The 16,058-nt window shown below is 64.3% G+C and carries 16 protein-coding genes; 13 read left to right on the top strand and 3 right to left on the bottom strand.

The window, feature by feature from the left end:
- Window positions 1-115: 115 nt before the first annotated feature.
- Window positions 116-640, bottom strand: a complete 525-nt coding sequence (locus tag E8A46_RS11440) for a DUF6101 family protein (protein WP_291560536.1) — start codon at window positions 638-640, stop codon at window positions 116-118.
- 295 nt (window positions 641-935) lie between these two features.
- On the opposite strand from E8A46_RS11440, the gene E8A46_RS11435 reads away from it, so the two are divergent.
- From E8A46_RS11435 to lpxK, 6 genes are read left to right on the top strand one after another with little or no spacing between them, the layout of a single operon-like run.
- Entirely contained in the window at window positions 936-2,336 is a 1,401-nt protein-coding gene (locus E8A46_RS11435; RefSeq protein WP_291560534.1) for a TldD/PmbA family protein, read from the top strand.
- Entirely contained in the window at window positions 2,323-3,132 is an 810-nt protein-coding gene (locus tag E8A46_RS11430) for a 3'(2'),5'-bisphosphate nucleotidase CysQ (protein ID WP_291560531.1), read from the top strand. The genes E8A46_RS11435 and E8A46_RS11430 overlap by 14 nt, the downstream gene beginning before the upstream one ends.
- 60 nt (window positions 3,133-3,192) lie before the next feature.
- Window positions 3,193-3,441, top strand: coding sequence for a DUF4170 domain-containing protein (locus tag E8A46_RS11425; RefSeq protein WP_291560529.1), 249 nt, complete (start codon window positions 3,193-3,195; stop codon window positions 3,439-3,441).
- Window positions 3,438-4,154: a lysophospholipid acyltransferase family protein gene (locus E8A46_RS11420; RefSeq protein ID WP_291560528.1), complete on the top strand. Its 717-nt coding sequence runs from the start codon at window positions 3,438-3,440 to the stop codon at window positions 4,152-4,154. The genes E8A46_RS11425 and E8A46_RS11420 overlap by 4 nt, the downstream gene beginning before the upstream one ends.
- Window positions 4,114-5,451, top strand: coding sequence for a 3-deoxy-D-manno-octulosonic acid transferase (locus E8A46_RS11415; protein WP_291560526.1), 1,338 nt, complete (start codon window positions 4,114-4,116; stop codon window positions 5,449-5,451). The genes E8A46_RS11420 and E8A46_RS11415 overlap by 41 nt, the downstream gene beginning before the upstream one ends.
- Window positions 5,444-6,466, top strand: coding sequence for a tetraacyldisaccharide 4'-kinase (gene lpxK / locus E8A46_RS11410; protein WP_291560524.1), 1,023 nt, complete (start codon window positions 5,444-5,446; stop codon window positions 6,464-6,466). The genes E8A46_RS11415 and lpxK overlap by 8 nt, the downstream gene beginning before the upstream one ends.
- A 108-nt stretch (window positions 6,467-6,574) precedes the next feature.
- Here the strand turns inward: lpxK and E8A46_RS11405 are convergent, their stop codons facing one another.
- Window positions 6,575-6,793, bottom strand: coding sequence for a DUF2093 domain-containing protein (locus E8A46_RS11405; RefSeq protein WP_291560522.1), 219 nt, complete (start codon window positions 6,791-6,793; stop codon window positions 6,575-6,577).
- Between the two features lie 192 nt (window positions 6,794-6,985).
- On the opposite strand from E8A46_RS11405, the gene E8A46_RS11400 reads away from it, so the two are divergent.
- Entirely contained in the window at window positions 6,986-7,822 is an 837-nt protein-coding gene (locus E8A46_RS11400) for a dienelactone hydrolase family protein (protein ID WP_291560624.1), read from the top strand.
- A 226-nt stretch (window positions 7,823-8,048) separates the two neighbouring features.
- Here E8A46_RS11400 and xseA read toward each other — a convergent pair whose 3' ends face one another.
- Window positions 8,049-9,662: an exodeoxyribonuclease VII large subunit gene (xseA, locus tag E8A46_RS11395; RefSeq protein WP_291560519.1), complete on the bottom strand. Its 1,614-nt coding sequence runs from the start codon at window positions 9,660-9,662 to the stop codon at window positions 8,049-8,051.
- A 141-nt stretch (window positions 9,663-9,803) separates the two neighbouring features.
- Between xseA and E8A46_RS11390 the strand changes: the two genes are divergently transcribed.
- From E8A46_RS11390 to E8A46_RS11365, 6 genes are all read left to right on the top strand, one after another.
- Window positions 9,804-10,793 (top strand): alpha/beta hydrolase, encoded by a 990-nt coding sequence (locus tag E8A46_RS11390; RefSeq protein WP_291560623.1) that lies wholly within the window; start codon window positions 9,804-9,806, stop codon window positions 10,791-10,793.
- On the top strand, window positions 10,790-11,350 hold the full coding sequence (locus E8A46_RS11385) for a hypothetical protein (protein ID WP_291560517.1): 561 nt from the start codon (window positions 10,790-10,792) through the stop codon (window positions 11,348-11,350). The genes E8A46_RS11390 and E8A46_RS11385 overlap by 4 nt, the downstream gene beginning before the upstream one ends.
- A 3-nt stretch (window positions 11,351-11,353) precedes the next feature.
- Window positions 11,354-11,659, top strand: coding sequence for a transcriptional regulator (locus tag E8A46_RS11380; RefSeq protein ID WP_291560514.1), 306 nt, complete (start codon window positions 11,354-11,356; stop codon window positions 11,657-11,659).
- A 285-nt stretch (window positions 11,660-11,944) separates the two neighbouring features.
- On the top strand, window positions 11,945-13,234 hold the full coding sequence (gene purD / locus E8A46_RS11375; RefSeq protein WP_291560511.1) for a phosphoribosylamine--glycine ligase: 1,290 nt from the start codon (window positions 11,945-11,947) through the stop codon (window positions 13,232-13,234).
- A gap of 315 nt (window positions 13,235-13,549) precedes the next feature.
- Window positions 13,550-14,626, top strand: a complete 1,077-nt coding sequence (locus tag E8A46_RS11370) for a peptidyl-alpha-hydroxyglycine alpha-amidating lyase family protein (protein ID WP_291560508.1) — start codon at window positions 13,550-13,552, stop codon at window positions 14,624-14,626.
- A 352-nt stretch (window positions 14,627-14,978) separates the two neighbouring features.
- On the top strand, window positions 14,979-16,058 hold a 1,080-nt coding region (locus E8A46_RS11365; RefSeq protein ID WP_291560506.1), incomplete at its 3' end, for a tetratricopeptide repeat protein.

Raw genomic sequence — 16,058 nt, 5'->3', positions numbered from 1 at the left:
AAGTTTATCTCGATGGATTGAATCGGTAGGCACGCTGAGCCTGTCATCGGGCGCGCATTCGCGCGACCCGTTGGCTTTGCCCACCCTACATGACGACCGTTTCGAGAATAGGCGGTTAGTTCCGCGCGATGATCTCGCGCTCGTCGCGATGCACATTGGCGGGATCGAGCGCGCCGCCGCCGCGCCGCCGCACCAGGAATTTCGGACGCCGTGCCCTGATCGCGTTGCGCCGCCGCCGCCGCGGCGCCGGTTCGCACGCCTTGTCTTCGGTCAATTGCGGAAGCGCAAAAATATCGCTCCACAATTGCCAGGCCGCCGAAATCTCGTCGCGGTCGGAACTTGCGCCGAGCGGGATCGTCAGCGACGGATCGCGGTGAACCAGTACCAGCATCTGGGCATCGTCGATGCCGCGCAGCGCGATGCCGAGGAAATCGCTGACGCGAACGTTGATCGCCATCCGCATGCCGTGGACGGCACGGCGCAGCACGACGCGTTCGCGGTGAAGTTCTATCCTGCGCACGCCGCCATCTGCGCGGACGTCCTGCGCATCGAAGCTGACGGGCAGAGAGAGAGGGTCGAGCCGCAAGGCGCGGCTCGACCCGGCGGGATTGATCCCGCCTGTTGCTGTTTGACGCCTCACGGCTTTGTCTCCCCGCCGGGATTATGTTCCCGGTCGATAGCGAGACGATGCCAGAGCGCGTTGCGAATTGGCTTAAAAAGGCTGGTTAATCAGGCGTCACTCGCCCTGCATCGCTGCGCATGATTGACAAGAGCTTGGCTCACATGATTGACGGGAGGTTGCGGCGAACGCGAAAATCTTTGGTTCTTGCCCGGTGAAATTGCTTGAAATCCCTGTGAATCAGGCACATCTGATGTAAGAGCAGAGGTGCATTCGCAACCTCTCCAATCCCTCTTGAATCCTCGGGATTTTATTCGTGATATCTTCACCATCGACCACATCGCCGCTTTCGCCTGACGCGGCTGCCTCCAACCTGTTCGATCAATCCGCCCTGACCACGCTGGCGCAACGCCTCGTCGAGGCCGCCAGGCGCGCCGGCGCTGACGCCGCTGACGCGGTGGCGGTGCGCGGTGTGTCGCAGGGCGTGGAGGTGCGCGACGGGCGCGTCGAGGAATCCGAGCGCTCCGAAGGCGATGATGTCGGACTGCGCGTGCTGGTCGGACAGCGCCAGGCGGTGGTCTCGACCAACGATATCAGCGGCGATGGCGTCGCAAGGCTCGCGGAGCGCGCGGTCGCGATGGCGCGGGTCGCGCCCGACGACAAATATGTCGGTCTCGCCGACCCGGCACTTCTGGCGCGCGATTTCCCCAATCTCGATCTGCTCGACCCCCATATTCCAACAACGGCTGAACTCGAACGCCGCGCCTGCGAGGCCGAAGCGGCCGCGCTCGCGGTCAAGGGCGTGACCAAGTCCGGCGGCGCCTCGGCCTCGACCGGCATCGGCGGCATGGTGCTGGTGACCAGCACCGGCTTTCATGGCTCCTATTTGCGTTCGAGCCAGGGCATCTCGATGACCGCGATATCGGGCGACGGCACCGCGATGGAACGCGATTATGACTACACCACCGCGCCGCATGCCTCCGATCTCGCCTCACCCGAAAGCGTCGGCCGCACCGCCGGCGAGCGCACGGTTGCGCGTGCCAATCCGCGCAAGGTCGAGACCTGCAAGGTGCCTGTCGTGTTCGATCCCCGCGTGTCCGGCTCGCTGGTCGGCCACCTCGTCGGCGCGATCAATGGCGCCTCGATCGCGCGCAAGACCTCTTTCCTGAAGGACCGTCTCGGCGAGCAGCTGTTCGCAAAGAATATCCGCATCATCGATGATCCGTTGCGGGTGCGGGGGCTGCGGTCGCAGACGTTCGACGCCGAGGGCGTCAAGGTCAAAAAGCTCGCGATCGTCGATCAGGGCGTTCTGACCTCATGGCTGCTGGATTGCGCGACCGCGCGCGAACTCGGGCTGGTCACGACCGGTCACGCCCACCGCGGCGTATCGTCGTCGCCCTCGCCGGGATCGTATAACCTTCATCTCGAGGCCGGCGAGCCGACCCCGGCCGAGCTGATCTCCGATATTCGCCAGGGATTCTACGTCACCGACCTGATCGGCTCCGGCGTCAATGGCGTGACCGGCGACTACAGCCGCGGGGCGTCGGGCTTCTGGATTGAGAACGGCGAGATTACCTATGCCGTGAGCGAGGTGACGATCGCGGGTCATCTTCTCGAAATATTCAAATCGCTGGTGCCGGCCAACGACCTGACATTTCGTTACGGCGTCAATGCGCCGACGCTGCGGATCGAGGGATTGACGCTTGGCGGACGCTAGCGTGCATGACGGGATATTGGCGCGCGATGCCGTTTTGCTGAAGGAGACGGTGCGGGAGGCCGGCGCGCTGGCGCTGTCGTTGTTTCGCACCGAACTGAAAAACTGGACCAAGGGCGCCTCGTCACCGGTGTCGGAGGCCGACATCGCGGTCAATGACCTGATCGCGGACAGGCTGCGATCGGCGACGCCGGGCTATGGCTGGCTGTCGGAGGAGAGCGCCGACGACGAGATACGTCTCGGCAAACCGCTGGTCTGGATTGTCGATCCGATCGACGGCACCCGCGGTTATCTCGCCGGCCGCGAAGATTGGTGCGTTAGCGTGGCGCTGGTCGAGGGCACACGGCCGTTGTTGGCGGCGGTGTTCGCGCCGGCCAGCGAGGAATTTTTCTTCGCCGAGCGTGGCCAGGGCTCATTGCTCAATGGCCTGCCGGTTCATGCGGCGTCCGGTGCGGAGCTCGACTTTTCTCGCGTTGCCGGCCCGAAGCCGCTGGTCGAGCGGCTCAACCGCTCAACCGGTGAGATTATCCTCCATCCCCGAATCGGATCATTGGCGCTTCGGCTGTGCCGGGTTGCCCAGGGAAGGCTCGATGCGGCCTTTGCCGGCGGTCAAAGCCGCGACTGGGACCTTGCCGCGGCCGATTTGATCGTGCAGGAAGCGAATGGTAACATGACCGCGCTTTCGGGGGACACCATCCTGTATAATTGCAGGGAGGTGACGCACGGGGTGCTGGTGGCAGCGGGACGCGATCGTCATGCAAGCATTGTCGAGCATTTTCGGGCTCGCCCCTTGCCATGAGCGCTCCCCGGTGAGTGCCGGAAACTTTGTTCGACCGGCACCGCATTAGGAAAAGAGATCATGCCAGATAGTGCCCCGCTGCAGTTGCTCCATCTCGTCATCGGAGGTGAACTGACCAACCTTGAACAGACGACGTTCAAGGATCTCGCCCAGGTGGAATTCGTCGGCGTCTTCCCCAACTATGCGGCCGCGTACACGGCCTGGAAGGCGAAGGCGCAGCAGACCGTGGACAACGCCCACATGCGTTATTTCATCGTCCATCTCCACCGGCTGCTCGATCCTAGTCACGACGCGAAGCCTGCCCGTTGAAGAAATTGATTCGCGATGTGCTGCGCAGCAGCTGGCTCCAGCGCGCTGTGGGTATTCTCGCGGCCGAGTTCTTGCGGCTGGTCTGGCTGACCAACAGGTTCAGTTTCGATCCGCCCGAGGTCTATGACATCGTCGAGCCGCAGATGCCGGCGATTTTGGCGTTCTGGCATGGCCAGCATTTCATGACCCCGTTTATCAAGACCAAGGAAAGCCATCGCGGCAAGGTGCTGATCTCGCGGCATCGCGACGGCGAATTCAACGCGATCGCCGCCGAGCGGCTTGGCATCGGCACCATCCGCGGCTCCGGGGATCATGGCTCGGCGTTTCACCGCAAGGGCGGCGTCGGCGCCTTCAAGGAGATGGTGCGGGCGCTTGAACAGGGTTATAACGTCGCGCTGACCGCCGACGTGCCGAAGCGTTCGCGAGTAGCCGGACTCGGCATCATGATGCTGGCGCGCGAATCGGGGCGGCCGATCATGCCGTTCGCGATGGCGACCAGCCGCTTTCTGCGCCTGAAAAACTGGGATCGCACCACGATCAATCTGCCATTCGGGCGAGGGGCGCTGGTGGGAGGCGAAATCATCATGGTTCCACCCGACGCCAGTGCCGAGACGATGGAAGAACTGCGCGTGCGGCTGGAAGCGACACTGAACGACGTGACAGCGCGCGCTTATGCGCAAGTCGGCCGTCCGGAAGAGGCGGGGCATGGCTAACCCCTTGCCGATGACGCTCCGCGTCTATCAGCGGCTGTCCGCCGCGGCCGCGCCGCTGGCGCCGGCGCTGATCAAGCGGCGGCTGAAACAGGGCAAGGAGGATCCCGCGCGCGTCGGCGAGCGCCGCGGCATGAGCCGGGATATCCGGCCGCATGGCCCGCTGGTGTGGATTCACGGTGCGAGCGTCGGCGAAGTGCTGGCCGCCGCGGCCCTGATCGAGAAATTGCGCGCGCTGAATATTCGCATCCTCGTGACCTCGGGCACGGTGACCTCGGCGGCGATCGTCGCCAAGCGGTTTCCCGCCGACATCATCCATCAATATGTGCCTTACGATTCGCCGCGCTACGTCGAGCGTTTTCTCGATCACTGGCGGCCAAGCCTTGCGCTGTTCATCGAGTCCGATCTGTGGCCGAATCTGATCCTGTCGAGCGCGGCGCGGCGCCTGCCGATGGTGCTGATCAACGGCCGGATGTCGCATCGCTCGTTTCCGCGCTGGCGCCGGGTGAGCGGCACGATCTCGGCGCTGCTTGGCCGGTTCGACGTCTGCCTGGCGCAATCGCGGATCGATGCGGAGCGCTTTACCGCGCTGGGCAGCCGCAACGTCGTCACCACGGGCAATCTGAAACTGGATGTTCCGGCACCGCCTGCCGATTTCGCCAAACTGGAACGGTTGATGTCGGTGACGCGCGGTCGCCCGGTGATCGTGGCGGCGTCGACGCATCCCGGCGAAGAAGAGATATTGCTTGAGGTCCACCGCACCCTTGCTGGATTTTTTCCAACGCTGCTGACCGTGATCGTGCCGCGCCATCCCGGTCGCGGCGAAGCGATCGCCCGCACGATTGCCGCCGCCGGTCTGCATGTCGGCCTGCGTTCGCGCGAGGAACTGCCGACCGCGGCCACCGACATCTATGTCGCGGACACCATGGGCGAGCTGGGGCTGTTCTATCGGCTGTCGCCGATCGTGTTCATGGGAGGATCGCTGGTCGAACATGGCGGGCAGAATCCGATCGAGGCGGTCAAGCTGGGCGCGTCGATTGTTCACGGACCTCATGTTTTCAATTTTGCCGACGTCTACGAGGCGCTCGACAATGCCGGCGGCGCCAAGCGGGCCGACACCCAGGAAGCGCTGGTAAAGCAGCTGGGCAAGTTGCTGGCCGATCCCGCGGCGCGCAATCTGTCGGTCGCGGCCGCCGAGCGGGTGGTCTCGCAACTCGGCGGCGCGCTCGATCGCACGCTGGCTGCGCTTGAGCCCTATCTGTTGCAGTTGCGCATCGAAATGGGGGCGTCGGATGCATGAGCCGGCGTTCTGGTACCGGCCATCATCATGGATGTCGCGATTGCTGATGCCGCTCGCTGCCGTCTATGGCGTGATCGCAGGCCATCGATTGCAGCGTAACGGGTTTGACGCCGGCATTCCCGTATTTTGTGTCGGCAACTATCATGTCGGCGGCGCCGGCAAGACCCCGACGGTGCTGGCACTGGCCAGGCTGCTGCGCGAACTCGGCGAGACCCCGGTCGTGCTCAGCCGCGGCTATGGCGGACGATTGCGCGGGCCGGTGATGGTCGATCGGGATCGCCACGCGGCGGCGGACGTCGGCGACGAGCCGCTGATGCTGGCGCGGACGGTTCCGGTCGCAGTCGCGCGCGATCGTGTCGATGGCGTCGCATTGGCGCGCTCGCAGGGCGCCACCGTGATCGTGATGGACGATGGCTTTCAGAATCCGGCGATCGCCAAGGATGCTTCGCTGATCGTGATCGACGCTCGCCGCGGCCTCGGCAATGCCTGCGTGTTTCCCGCCGGCCCCTTGCGCGCGCCGCTGCCGCCGCAGATCGACCGTACCGATGCACTGATCGTGATCGGCGACGGCGCCGCGGCCGCGAAGGTTGCTGCCGCAGTCGCGGGGCGGGGCAAGCAGGTCATGCCGGCGCATCTGAAGGCCGACGACGCATCGGTAGCATCGCTTCGCGGCAAGCGCGTGCTGGCCTTTGCCGGGATCGGCGATCCCGCCAGGTTTTTCAGGACGCTGCGCGCCAGCGGCGTCGAGGTTGTCCTGGAGCGGGCCTTCGCCGATCATCACCAATTTTCGCAAGGCGAGATCGAAACCCTGATCATGCAAGCCAGACGCGACGCACTGACACTGGTGACGACGGAAAAGGACATGGCGCGGCTGCGTAGCCTCAAGGGGCTTCCAGGTTGGGCGCAGGAAATCGTGCCGTTCGCGGTAACACTTCAATTCGAGAACGCCGCAGACGTGAGGAAGCTGGTATCGGAGCGGCTATTCAGGGCGCGCGAGAAGAAATTTCAGAAGTAGGGTGGGCAAAGCCAACGGGTCGCGCGAATGCGCGCCCGTTGGCTTTGCCCACCCCATGACGTGCCGAAGTTGGTGGCCACAGCGCAGGCGCGCCTTTGTCCACCCTGCTCAGGTCTTCAGCGCGGCGGGAAAATGCCGCTGCAGCACCGCGCTCGGCAGCGCATAGGCCTCCTGCAGATCGACGCTCCAGTATTTCAGCTCGTCGAGCGGTATCCGCGCCTCGGTCACCGCGCAGCGCACATAGGTTCCCGGCGAGATCACGCGGAAATCGCCATCCAGATATTGCAGTTGTGCTTCGCCGCCCGAGGGGCCGAATTTGTTCAGCACGGTTAGGTTCTCCGATCGTTCCCGGCGGTTGGGCCGGGCCAGATGTTTCCATATGCAACCTAGCATAAATAGGCCGGGCTGTCCGCCAGTCAAACCCACCGATTTGTGATGAATTGCGGTCTTTGCCGCATGCTAGCCTTGCCGAGAATGGATCGCTGTTGTCCCAGCGCCACCATGACCCGGCAAAACGCGATGCGCTCTCTGGCGGCCATTATCTTCCTGGCACTATTTGCCGTGGCATTTGCGGCGGATGCGGCGCCGTTGCCCGTTCCGCACCCGGTCGAGATTCCCTCGGGCAGCGCGGTATTGCGCGCGCAGCTTTACAAGCCCGACGGGGATGGTCCGTTTCCGGTCGTGATCGCGCTGCACGGATGCGGCGGATTGGGCGGCCATTCCGAGCCGGTCCAGCCGCGCTATCGCGATTGGGCGGAGCAACTCTTCAAAGACGGCAAAGCCGTTTTGTTTCCGGACAGCTACGGGTCGCGCGAACTCGGCCCGCAATGCCACGTCAAGGAACGCCGCGTGCTGGCCCGGCGCGAGCGGGTGACCGACATCCTGGCGGCGCGGCAATGGCTGCTGCAACAGCCCTGGGCCGCGCATGATCGCATCAGCCTGTTGGGCTGGGCCAACGGCGCGAGCGCGCTGTTGTGGGCGGTGCGTCCGCAATTGGCGTCGCGCAATGTCGAGCCGGATTTCCGCTCGGCGATCGCGTTCTATCCGGATTGCCGCCTTTCGTCCGGGCTTGGATGGAGCGCGCGCGTTCCGACCCTGGTGCTGATCGGCGCCAAGGACGACGTCAGTTCGCCGCCCGCCTGTCGTCAGATGATCGATGGCGCGCACGGGCGCAGCGCGCTGGCGCGGATCGTGGTCTATCCCAGCGCCTATCACGACTTCGACCGCGCCAATTTGCCGCTTCACGCGATTGACCCAACCGCTGAAGCGACCGACCCCGAAAAGGGCCACCTCGGCACCGACGCCGAAGCGCGCGCCGATTCGCAAAAGCGCGTCGCGGAATGGCTGGCGCGGTAGAGAGCCCGAATGCAGCCACTTACCCTCCCCTGGAGGGGGCGAGACGAGCGAAGCTCGCTCTCTGGGTCGACGCGAATGCAATGAGCGGCGGGGTGGGGTGAAGGTCTCTCGTCCTCGTCGGTGTGTCAGCGTCTCGCTCGCGGATGGATCACCCCACCCCGTCGCGCATCTTGCTTCGCGCGATGCGCGCCGACCCTCCCCCTCCAGGGGAGGGTGAAGAAGTAGCCTAGAACAAGCTTCCCTGGCCGACCGGTTTGGCGACGCGCTTGGGCGCGGCCGGCTTCGGCTCGCCGGCAGCCGGCTTTGCTGACATTGCCGTCGCCGCCGGCCGATCGCTATCTGCGGTCGCTCCAACCCGTCCGTCGGCGAATTCCAGGCTGAGCCGCACCCCGGGGCCGATGCCGGCTGCGGCGTGCACCGCGTGGCCCTCGGCGTCGCGCACCAGGGCAAAACCGCGCGCCAGTACGCCGCGATACGACAGCGCGCCGAGCAATTGACCGCTATGGGCGACTCGCGCGGCCAGCCGCTGGGTCGAGGTGGCGAGCGCGCGGCGCGCCCGCTCGGCCAATCGAAGCGTGCGTTCACGGTCGCGCGCGATGATCTGGCGCTGCGCCTGCGCGTTGGAGAGCTTCGAGGCCTTCAGCCGGATCGCCAGTCCAGCAAAGCGATCCCGGCGATTTCGCAACAGGCTTCGCGCCGAATGCGCCATCCGTTCGCCGGAGGCGGTCAGCCGGTGCTGGGCCTGCGCCAACTGCGCGCGCAGCACCCGCATTGTTAATCGGGCGCTGACGCCCGCGAAGCGGCGGAAATGGGCGTGGGTATTGGCCTTCAGGCCGCGGGGCAGGGCGGCGGTGGCGCCATCCAGCCGCTGCCGCGGGATCGCCAGGAGTTCGCCGGCGGCGGGCAGCGCGCGCACGGCGGCGCGCAACTCGTTGCGGCGGGATTCATGGCCGCGCTGCCAGCACAGCATGGTCCGCCGCGCCAGGCTGGCGACCTCGACGAACAGCTCGCTACGCACCGGGACCGCCATTTCCGCGGCGGCGGTCGGCGTCGGCGCGCGTTTGTCGGCGGCAAAATCGATCAGCGTGATGTCGGTCTCGTGGCCGACCGCCGAGATCAGCGGGATCATGCTTTCGGCGGCGGCGCGGACCACGATTTCCTCGTTGAACGACCAGAGGTCTTCCAGCGAGCCGCCGCCGCGTGCGACGATCAGAAGATCGGGTCGCGGGATCGGGCCTTCTTCCGGCAGCGCGTTGAAGCCGCGGATCGCCGCTGCGATCTGTTCGGCCGAGCCTTCGCCCTGGACCCGCACCGGCCACACCAGCACACGGCGCGGAAAGCGGTCTTGCAGCCGATGCAGGATGTCGCGGATCACCGCCCCGGTCGGCGAGGTGACGACGCCGATCACCTCCGGCAGCCATGGCAGCAGTTGCTTGCGTGCCTCGTCGAACAGCCCTTCGGCGCCGAGCTTGCGTTTGCGCTCTTCCATCAGCGCCATCAGCGCGCCGATCCCGGCGGGCTCCAGCGCTTCAATGACGATCTGGTATTTCGACGAGCCGGGATAGGTCGTGAGCTTGCCGGTGGCGATGACCTCAAGGCCTTCCTGCGGCTTGAAGCGCATCCGGCCGTGGACGCCCTTCCAGATCACCGCCTCGATCTTGGCGCCCTCGTCCTTGAGCGCGAAATAGCAGTGCCCGGAGGAGTGCGGCCCGCGGAAGCCGGTGATTTCGCCGCGCACCCGGACATGGCCGTAGGCATCCTCCACCGTCCGCTTCAGGGCGGAAGACAGCTCGGACACCGTGAATTCCGGCGCGTTGATCAGGGTTTCCGCTGGGGGCATCTCGATTCGGCTCTTTCGGGTAGGCGCCCAAGTTAGGGATTTTCGTATCCAACCGCCAATCCAGACCTTGCATTTCCAATTGCTCTGTTTTACAGAGTAATCTGTAATAGTAAATTCGGAGGCAAGATCATGCTGAAATGGATGGTTTGGTTCCCGCTGAGACTGCTGCGAGGGGGCTTGAGCCTCCTGGGCCTGGCAACCCTTGTGCTCGCCGCGATGCTGGCGACGCCGCTGGCTCGCCTGCCCGAATTGTCCTCGGTCTCGCAGGCGGCTCGCGCCGTTGATCGCTCCAGCATGCCGGACCTCGAGCGCTTTTTCGCCCGCGACGGCACCAATCTGGCGTACCGGCATTATCCAGCGCGGGGACCGGCGAGCGACAAGATCGCCATTCTCGTGCACGGCTCGTCGGGATCAAGCATCGCCGTCCACGCCTTGGCCGACGCTTTGGCGGCGCGGGGCGTCGAAACCTACGCGCCCGACATTCGTGGGCATGGTGGCTCCGGCACGCGTGGCGACATCGGCTATCTCGGCCAGCTCGAAAACGATCTCGAGGATCTCGTCGCCGTCGTGCGCAAGACCGCACCCAGCCAGCCACTGACGCTGCTTGGTCACTCCGCGGGCGGCGGCTTTGCGCTTCGGGTGGCGAGTTCGCCGATCCAGAAGCTGTTTACGCGCACCGTGCTGCTCGCGCCCTATCTCGGCTACGATGCGCCGACCAACCGGCCGGGTTCCGGCGGCTGGGCCAGCCCCGACATTCCGCGCTTCCTGGCGCTGGCGGCCCTGCACCGGCTCGGCATCGAATGCTGCGAGGCGCTGCCGACGCTGGCCTTCGCGGTGCCGCCGAATTCCGAACGGATCCTCGCCCCGACCTATTCGTACCGCTTGATGCGCAATTTTGCCACCCGCGGCTACCAGGCCGATTTCGCCGCCGCGACCATGCCGCTCGCGCTGATCTCGGGCGCCGATGACGAATTGATGATCGCGGACAAATATGCCGACGCCGTGCACGCGGTCGCGCCGTCGGTCGAAGTCAAGCTGATCGACGGCGTCGACCACATGGGCATTGTCGGCAACCCGCGCGCCGTCGCCGCAGTTGCGGAGAACGTCGCCAAGGCGGGAGCCGGATCATGACCGGCATCGATCCCCGGGATGCCGCGCAGGCATTGAGTGACATCGAGCGGATTGTCGAACGGGTCCGGCAGTCGCGGACCTACGATATTGCCAGCCTGATGATGATCCTGTGGGGCGTCCTGGTGTTGGCCGGCAACCTCGCGACTTTCGCCTGGCCGCATTTCGGCAGCTACATCTGGATCGGCGTCAATGCGATCGGCGCGGTGGGGTCGATTGTCGTGAGCGTGTTCCAGTTTCCCGGAGCCGGTGGCCCCGGCTTCGACGTTCGGATGGCGATAGCCTTCCTGCTGTTCTTCGCCTTTGGCTTGCTGTGCAGCACGGTGTTCGGCCATTTCGGGCCGCGCGAGATGGGAGCGTTCTGGCCGATCTACTTCATGTTTCTCTACTGCCTGGCCGGCTTGTGGTTCGGTCGCGCCTTTATCGCCATCGGACTTGGCATCACTGTGCTGACGCTGATCGGCTATTTCTTCGTCACCGGCGCCGCCTTTCTGTTGTGGATGGCCGCCGTCAACGGCGGCGGGCTGATCCTGGGCGGCCTCTGGATGCGCCGGAGCTGACCGATGGCCGAGCTCGACGACATCATCCACCAGCCGCTGCGGCTGAAGATCATGGCGGCGCTGAACGCGCTGCCGGCCGGTGCGGGACTGGAGTTCTCCCGGCTGAAAAAACTGACCGGCGCCACCGACGGCAATCTCGGCGCCCATATCGAGACGCTGTCGAAAGCCGGCTATGTCGGGGTCGACAAGGCTTTTGTCGGCAAGCGGCCGCAGACCACGGTGACCGCCACGGCGGTCGGGCGCGGCGCATTCGCCCGCCATGTCGCGACCCTGCAGGAGATCATCGCGGCCTCGGGGAGCGGCGACTAATCGCCGTCATTCCGGGGCGCTCGCAGCGCGAGCGAACTACGATGTGCAATTGCACATCGGAGAATCTCAGGCCGAGTACCCGCGCAAGGCAACCTCGAGATTCCGGATCGGCGCGCATCCAAGTCGGCTATTGCCGACTTGGACAACGATATTGCCGAACTCGGGCAAACCCGAGTTCGGTTGCGCGTCGCCCGGAATGACGGCGTTTGGTCAGCTTACCTCTTGCAGGCGGAGGGAGATTCGTGCGACCGAAATTCGTCCCAACCCTCGCTCTGGCTGCATTCCATGCACATTCTTCTGCTCGGTTCCGGCGGCCGCGAACACGCTTTAGCGTGGAAGATCGCGGCGTCTCCGCTGCTGACCAAACTGTGGTGCGCGCCGGGCAATGCCGGTATCGCGCGGGAAGCCGAATGCGTGGCGCTCGACATCGCCGACCATGCCGCGGTGATCGATTTTTGCCGAGAGAACGCGGTCGAGCTTGTCGTGGTCGGTCCGGAAACGCCGCTCGCCGCCGGGATCGTCGACGATCTCGCTTCTGCCGGCATCAAGGCCTTCGGCCCGAGCCAACAGGCGGCGCGGCTTGAAGGCTCCAAGGGATTCACCAAGGCGCTCTGTACCGAATTCGGCATCCCGACCGGCGCCTATGGCCGTTTTACCAATGCGGCCGACGCGCGGGCCTATGTTCGCAAGCAGGGCGCGCCGATCGTGGTCAAGGCCGACGGCCTGGCGGCGGGCAAGGGCGTGGTGGTCGCCATGACCCTTGCCGAGGCGGAAGCCGCCATCGCCATGATGTTCGATGGTGCGTTCGGCCAGGCCGGTGCGGAGGTGGTGATCGAGGAATATCTCGCCGGCCGCGAGATCAGCTTCTTTGCACTGTCCGACGGCGAGACCGCGATCGCACTGGCTTCGGCGCAGGACCACAAGCGGGTGTTCGATCATGACCAGGGGCCGAACACCGGCGGCATGGGCGCCTACTCGCCGACGCCGTTCGTGACTCCCGACATTCACGCCGAGATCATGGCGAAGATCATCTTGCCGACCGTCGCCGGCATGAAGGCGCGCGGCACGCCGTTTCGCGGCGTGCTCTACGCCGGCGTCATGCTGACCGAGCACGGGCCAAAACTGTTCGAATACAATGTCCGTTTCGGCGATCCCGAATGCCAGGTGCTGATGCTGCGGATGATGTCGGACATCGTGCCCGCCATGCTGGCGTCCTGCGACGGCCAGTTGAAGAATTTCGATCTGCGCTGGTTCGTAGAACCCGCGCTGACGGTGGTGATGGCGGCGAAGGGCTATCCCGGCGACTACGCCAGGGGCAGCCGCATCGAGGGGCTCGATGAGGCCGGCAAGGTCGAGGGCGTCGAAATCTTCCACGCCGGCACGGTCGCGAAGGACGGCAACATTCTTGCCAATGGCGGTCGTGTGCTGAACGTCTGCGCGTCGGGCAAGACCGTCGCGGAAGCGCAGGCGCGCGCTTATGCGGCGGTCGACCGGATTCGCTGGCCGGAAGGTTTTTGTCGCCGCGATATCGGCTGGCAGGCGGTGGAGCGGGAGCGGGAGCCGCCAACAAGCTGATTTTCCGTCATTGCCTGCGGCAAACGCGAAGCGTTTGCGCAAGGGAGCGCAGCGACGAAGCAATCCATCCTTAGCTCCATGGATTGCTTCGCGGAGCTTGTCAACGGGCGCACGTTCGTGCGACCCGTTGGCTCGCAATGACGGTTAAACTGAATCGCAGCCTCGAAATGAGCGAGCGTAGCCCGGATGAGCGAAGCGATATCCGGGGTCTGGCTATGGTTCCCGCATGTCGCTGCGCTCATGCGGGCTACTTGGCTGTTGTGATAGAGTAGAAAGCTAGGCCGCGTGCCCGATCGAAAACAGGGAGGAGTTTCCATGAAAGCGCTATTGATCGCAGGCTTGGTGCTGATGGCAACGCCGTGTCTCGCCCAGCAGAGCGTTCCGCGTATCCCCTTCGATTCCGTGGCGGATTTCCCGAAGCTGCCGGACGGCATGAATTTTGGCGAGGTGCCCGGAGTGGCCGTGAACTCCAAGGGCCACGTCTTCGTGTTCACGCGCTCGAACAGCGCCAGCGGTCCGGCCTATGCGCCGACCGCCGCGCAGCTTCTCGAATTCACGGAGGAGGGCGATTTCGTCCGCGAGATCGGCAAGGGCCTCTACGCCTGGGCCTTCGCCCACAGCGTGCGCATCGACAAAGACGACAACATATGGGCAATCGACAAGGGCTCGGACATGATCGTCAAGTTTAATCCAGCCGGCCGCGTACAGTGGGTGTTCGGCCGTCGCAAAGAATCCGCCGAGGCCGAAACCAGGCCGTGGGAACACCTCAATCCACCGCTGCCGCCGGTCGACGGCCTGTTCCGCGAGCCGACCGATGTCGCCTGGGACTCCAAGGGCAACACCTACATCAGCGACGGCTATATCAATTCGCGGGTCGCCAAGTACGACATGCATGGCAAATGGGTGAAGTCATGGGGCGAGCCGGGCACCGAGCCGGGCCAGTTCCACTTGCCTCACGCCATCGCAATCGACAACAACGACAACGTCTATGTGGGCGACCGCACCAACCACCGCATCCAGGTGTTTGATACCGACGGCAAGTTCCTGCGGATGTTCGCGATCACGGCGCCGCCGGATACGACCACGCGCGCCGTCTACGGCGCCACGCCGACCGGCGACCGCCTCACCCAGGTGATCGGTGCGCCCAATTCGATCTGCATCACGCCGGGACCCAACCAGGTGATGTTCGTCGGCGAAACGACCTTCCCGGGACGCATCTTCAAGGTCGCGCTCGACGGCAAGGTGCTGGGGGTGATCGGCAAATCCGGACGCGAGTTGAAGGAATTCTCCGGTGCCCATGGGCTCGCGTGCCCGTCGGAAAATTTGATCTATGCCGCCGAAACGGCCAATTGGCGGGTACAGAAGCTGATCCTTCGCCCCGTCACCGAATAAGGCGAGCGTAGGTCCGGATGAGCGAAGCGATATCCGGGGTCTGGCTATGGTTGCCGCATGTCGCTGCGCGCATGCGGGCTACTTGGCTCTTTCATTTCGAACCTGCTTCCCCCGCGGCAACTGCTACGCCTGCCAACCTCAATCCGCGTTTTTTACACAGCCGGCATGAGGCGGCCTCTTTCATTAGTGCCAAGTTATGTACCCTCAGCAGAACATCTTGGTAAGTGATCCTGTCCAGTCGAATGTGAACCAGAACAGCAAATGCGGATACATATTCAGGATACCAAAGTTCGCTCAAGGAGATTGCGTGAGCCCCGCGGATTGGAGATTTTGCAGCGCGCTTTTTGCCGCTATGATATTCCTGAATTATTCAGCCGCCGCCGACTGTGATAGTCCGCGAGACCCCGAGGCTGCGATCATTGACTGTTCGCAGAGCATCAATTCGGGGAAATGGAAAGGACGCTATCTGGCGGCTTTCTATAGCAATCGAGCTGCCGCTTATCACGAACAGGGCGACATCGACCGCGCCATCGCCGACTTGAATGAGGCGATCCGGCTCGATCCCAAATTGGCCATGGCCTTCAACAATCGCGGTGCCGCTTATAACGAACAGGGCGACAACGACCGCGCCATCGCCGACTACAATGAGGCGATCCGAATCGATCCAAAATTCGCCATGGCCTTCACCAATCGAGGTAACGCCTTCAACGACAAGGGCGACAACGATCGCGCCATCGCCGACTACAATGCGGCAATCCGGCTCGATCCCAAATTCGCCATGGCCTTCCAAAATCGAGGTAGCGCCTACCACGACAAGGGCAACAACGACCGCGCCATCGCCGACTACAATGAGGCGATCCGGCTCGATCCCAAACACGCCAAGGCCTTCCTCGGTCGGGGTATCGCCTTCAGCGACAAGGGCGACAACGACCGTGCCATCGCCGACTACAGTGAGGCGATCCGGCTCGATCCCACATCTGCCATGGCCTTCGACAATCGAGGCAGCGCCTACCACGACAAGGGCGATAACGACCGCGCCATTGCCGACTACAATGAGGCGATCCGGATCGATCCCAAACGCGCCAAGGCCTTCAACCATCGAGGTTACGCCTACAGCGACAAAGGCGACAACGACCGCGCCATCGCCGACTACAGTGAGGCGATCCGGATCGATCCCGAAGATACCAGCGCCTTCAACGGTCGAGGTGTCGCTTATCGCGCCAAGGGCGACCTCGACCGCGCCAGCGCCGACTACAATGAGGCGATCCGGCTTGATCCAAAATCCGGCAAGGCCTTCGTCGGTCGAGGTGACGTCTTCAGCTACAAGGGTGACTTCGAGCGCGCTATCGCCGACTACGATGAGGCGATCCGGCTCAATCCGAAATCCGCCTTGGCCTACTTTGCCCGCGGGCGTTCATATCTCTTTGCTGGC

Origin of the sequence: Bradyrhizobium sp., from assembly GCF_004799445.1 — a bacterium.
Lineage (GTDB): Bacteria > Pseudomonadota > Alphaproteobacteria > Rhizobiales > Xanthobacteraceae > Bradyrhizobium.
The sequence above is the reverse complement of the archived record's forward strand: the minus strand, read 5'-3'. Positions and strand labels throughout refer to the sequence as shown.

Bases quoted from the DNA above. Each gene is read 5' to 3' on its own strand.
- E8A46_RS11425 (WP_291560529.1), top strand. From the start codon at position 3,193: ATGCCAGATAGTGCCCCGCTGCAGTTGCTCCATCTCGTCATCGGAGGT.
- E8A46_RS11415 (WP_291560526.1), top strand. From the start codon at position 4,114: ATGCGCAAGTCGGCCGTCCGGAAGAGGCGGGGCATGGCTAACCCCTTG.
- lpxK (WP_291560524.1), top strand. From the start codon at position 5,444: ATGCATGAGCCGGCGTTCTGGTACCGGCCATCATCATGGATGTCGCGA.
- E8A46_RS11400 (WP_291560624.1), top strand. From the start codon at position 6,986: ATGCGCTCTCTGGCGGCCATTATCTTCCTGGCACTATTTGCCGTGGCA.
- xseA (WP_291560519.1), bottom strand. From the start codon at position 9,662: ATGCCCCCAGCGGAAACCCTGATCAACGCGCCGGAATTCACGGTGTCC.
- E8A46_RS11390 (WP_291560623.1), top strand. From the start codon at position 9,804: ATGGTTTGGTTCCCGCTGAGACTGCTGCGAGGGGGCTTGAGCCTCCTG.
- E8A46_RS11385 (WP_291560517.1), top strand. From the start codon at position 10,790: ATGACCGGCATCGATCCCCGGGATGCCGCGCAGGCATTGAGTGACATC.
- E8A46_RS11380 (WP_291560514.1), top strand. From the start codon at position 11,354: ATGGCCGAGCTCGACGACATCATCCACCAGCCGCTGCGGCTGAAGATC.
- purD (WP_291560511.1), top strand. From the start codon at position 11,945: ATGCACATTCTTCTGCTCGGTTCCGGCGGCCGCGAACACGCTTTAGCG.
- E8A46_RS11370 (WP_291560508.1), top strand. From the start codon at position 13,550: ATGAAAGCGCTATTGATCGCAGGCTTGGTGCTGATGGCAACGCCGTGT.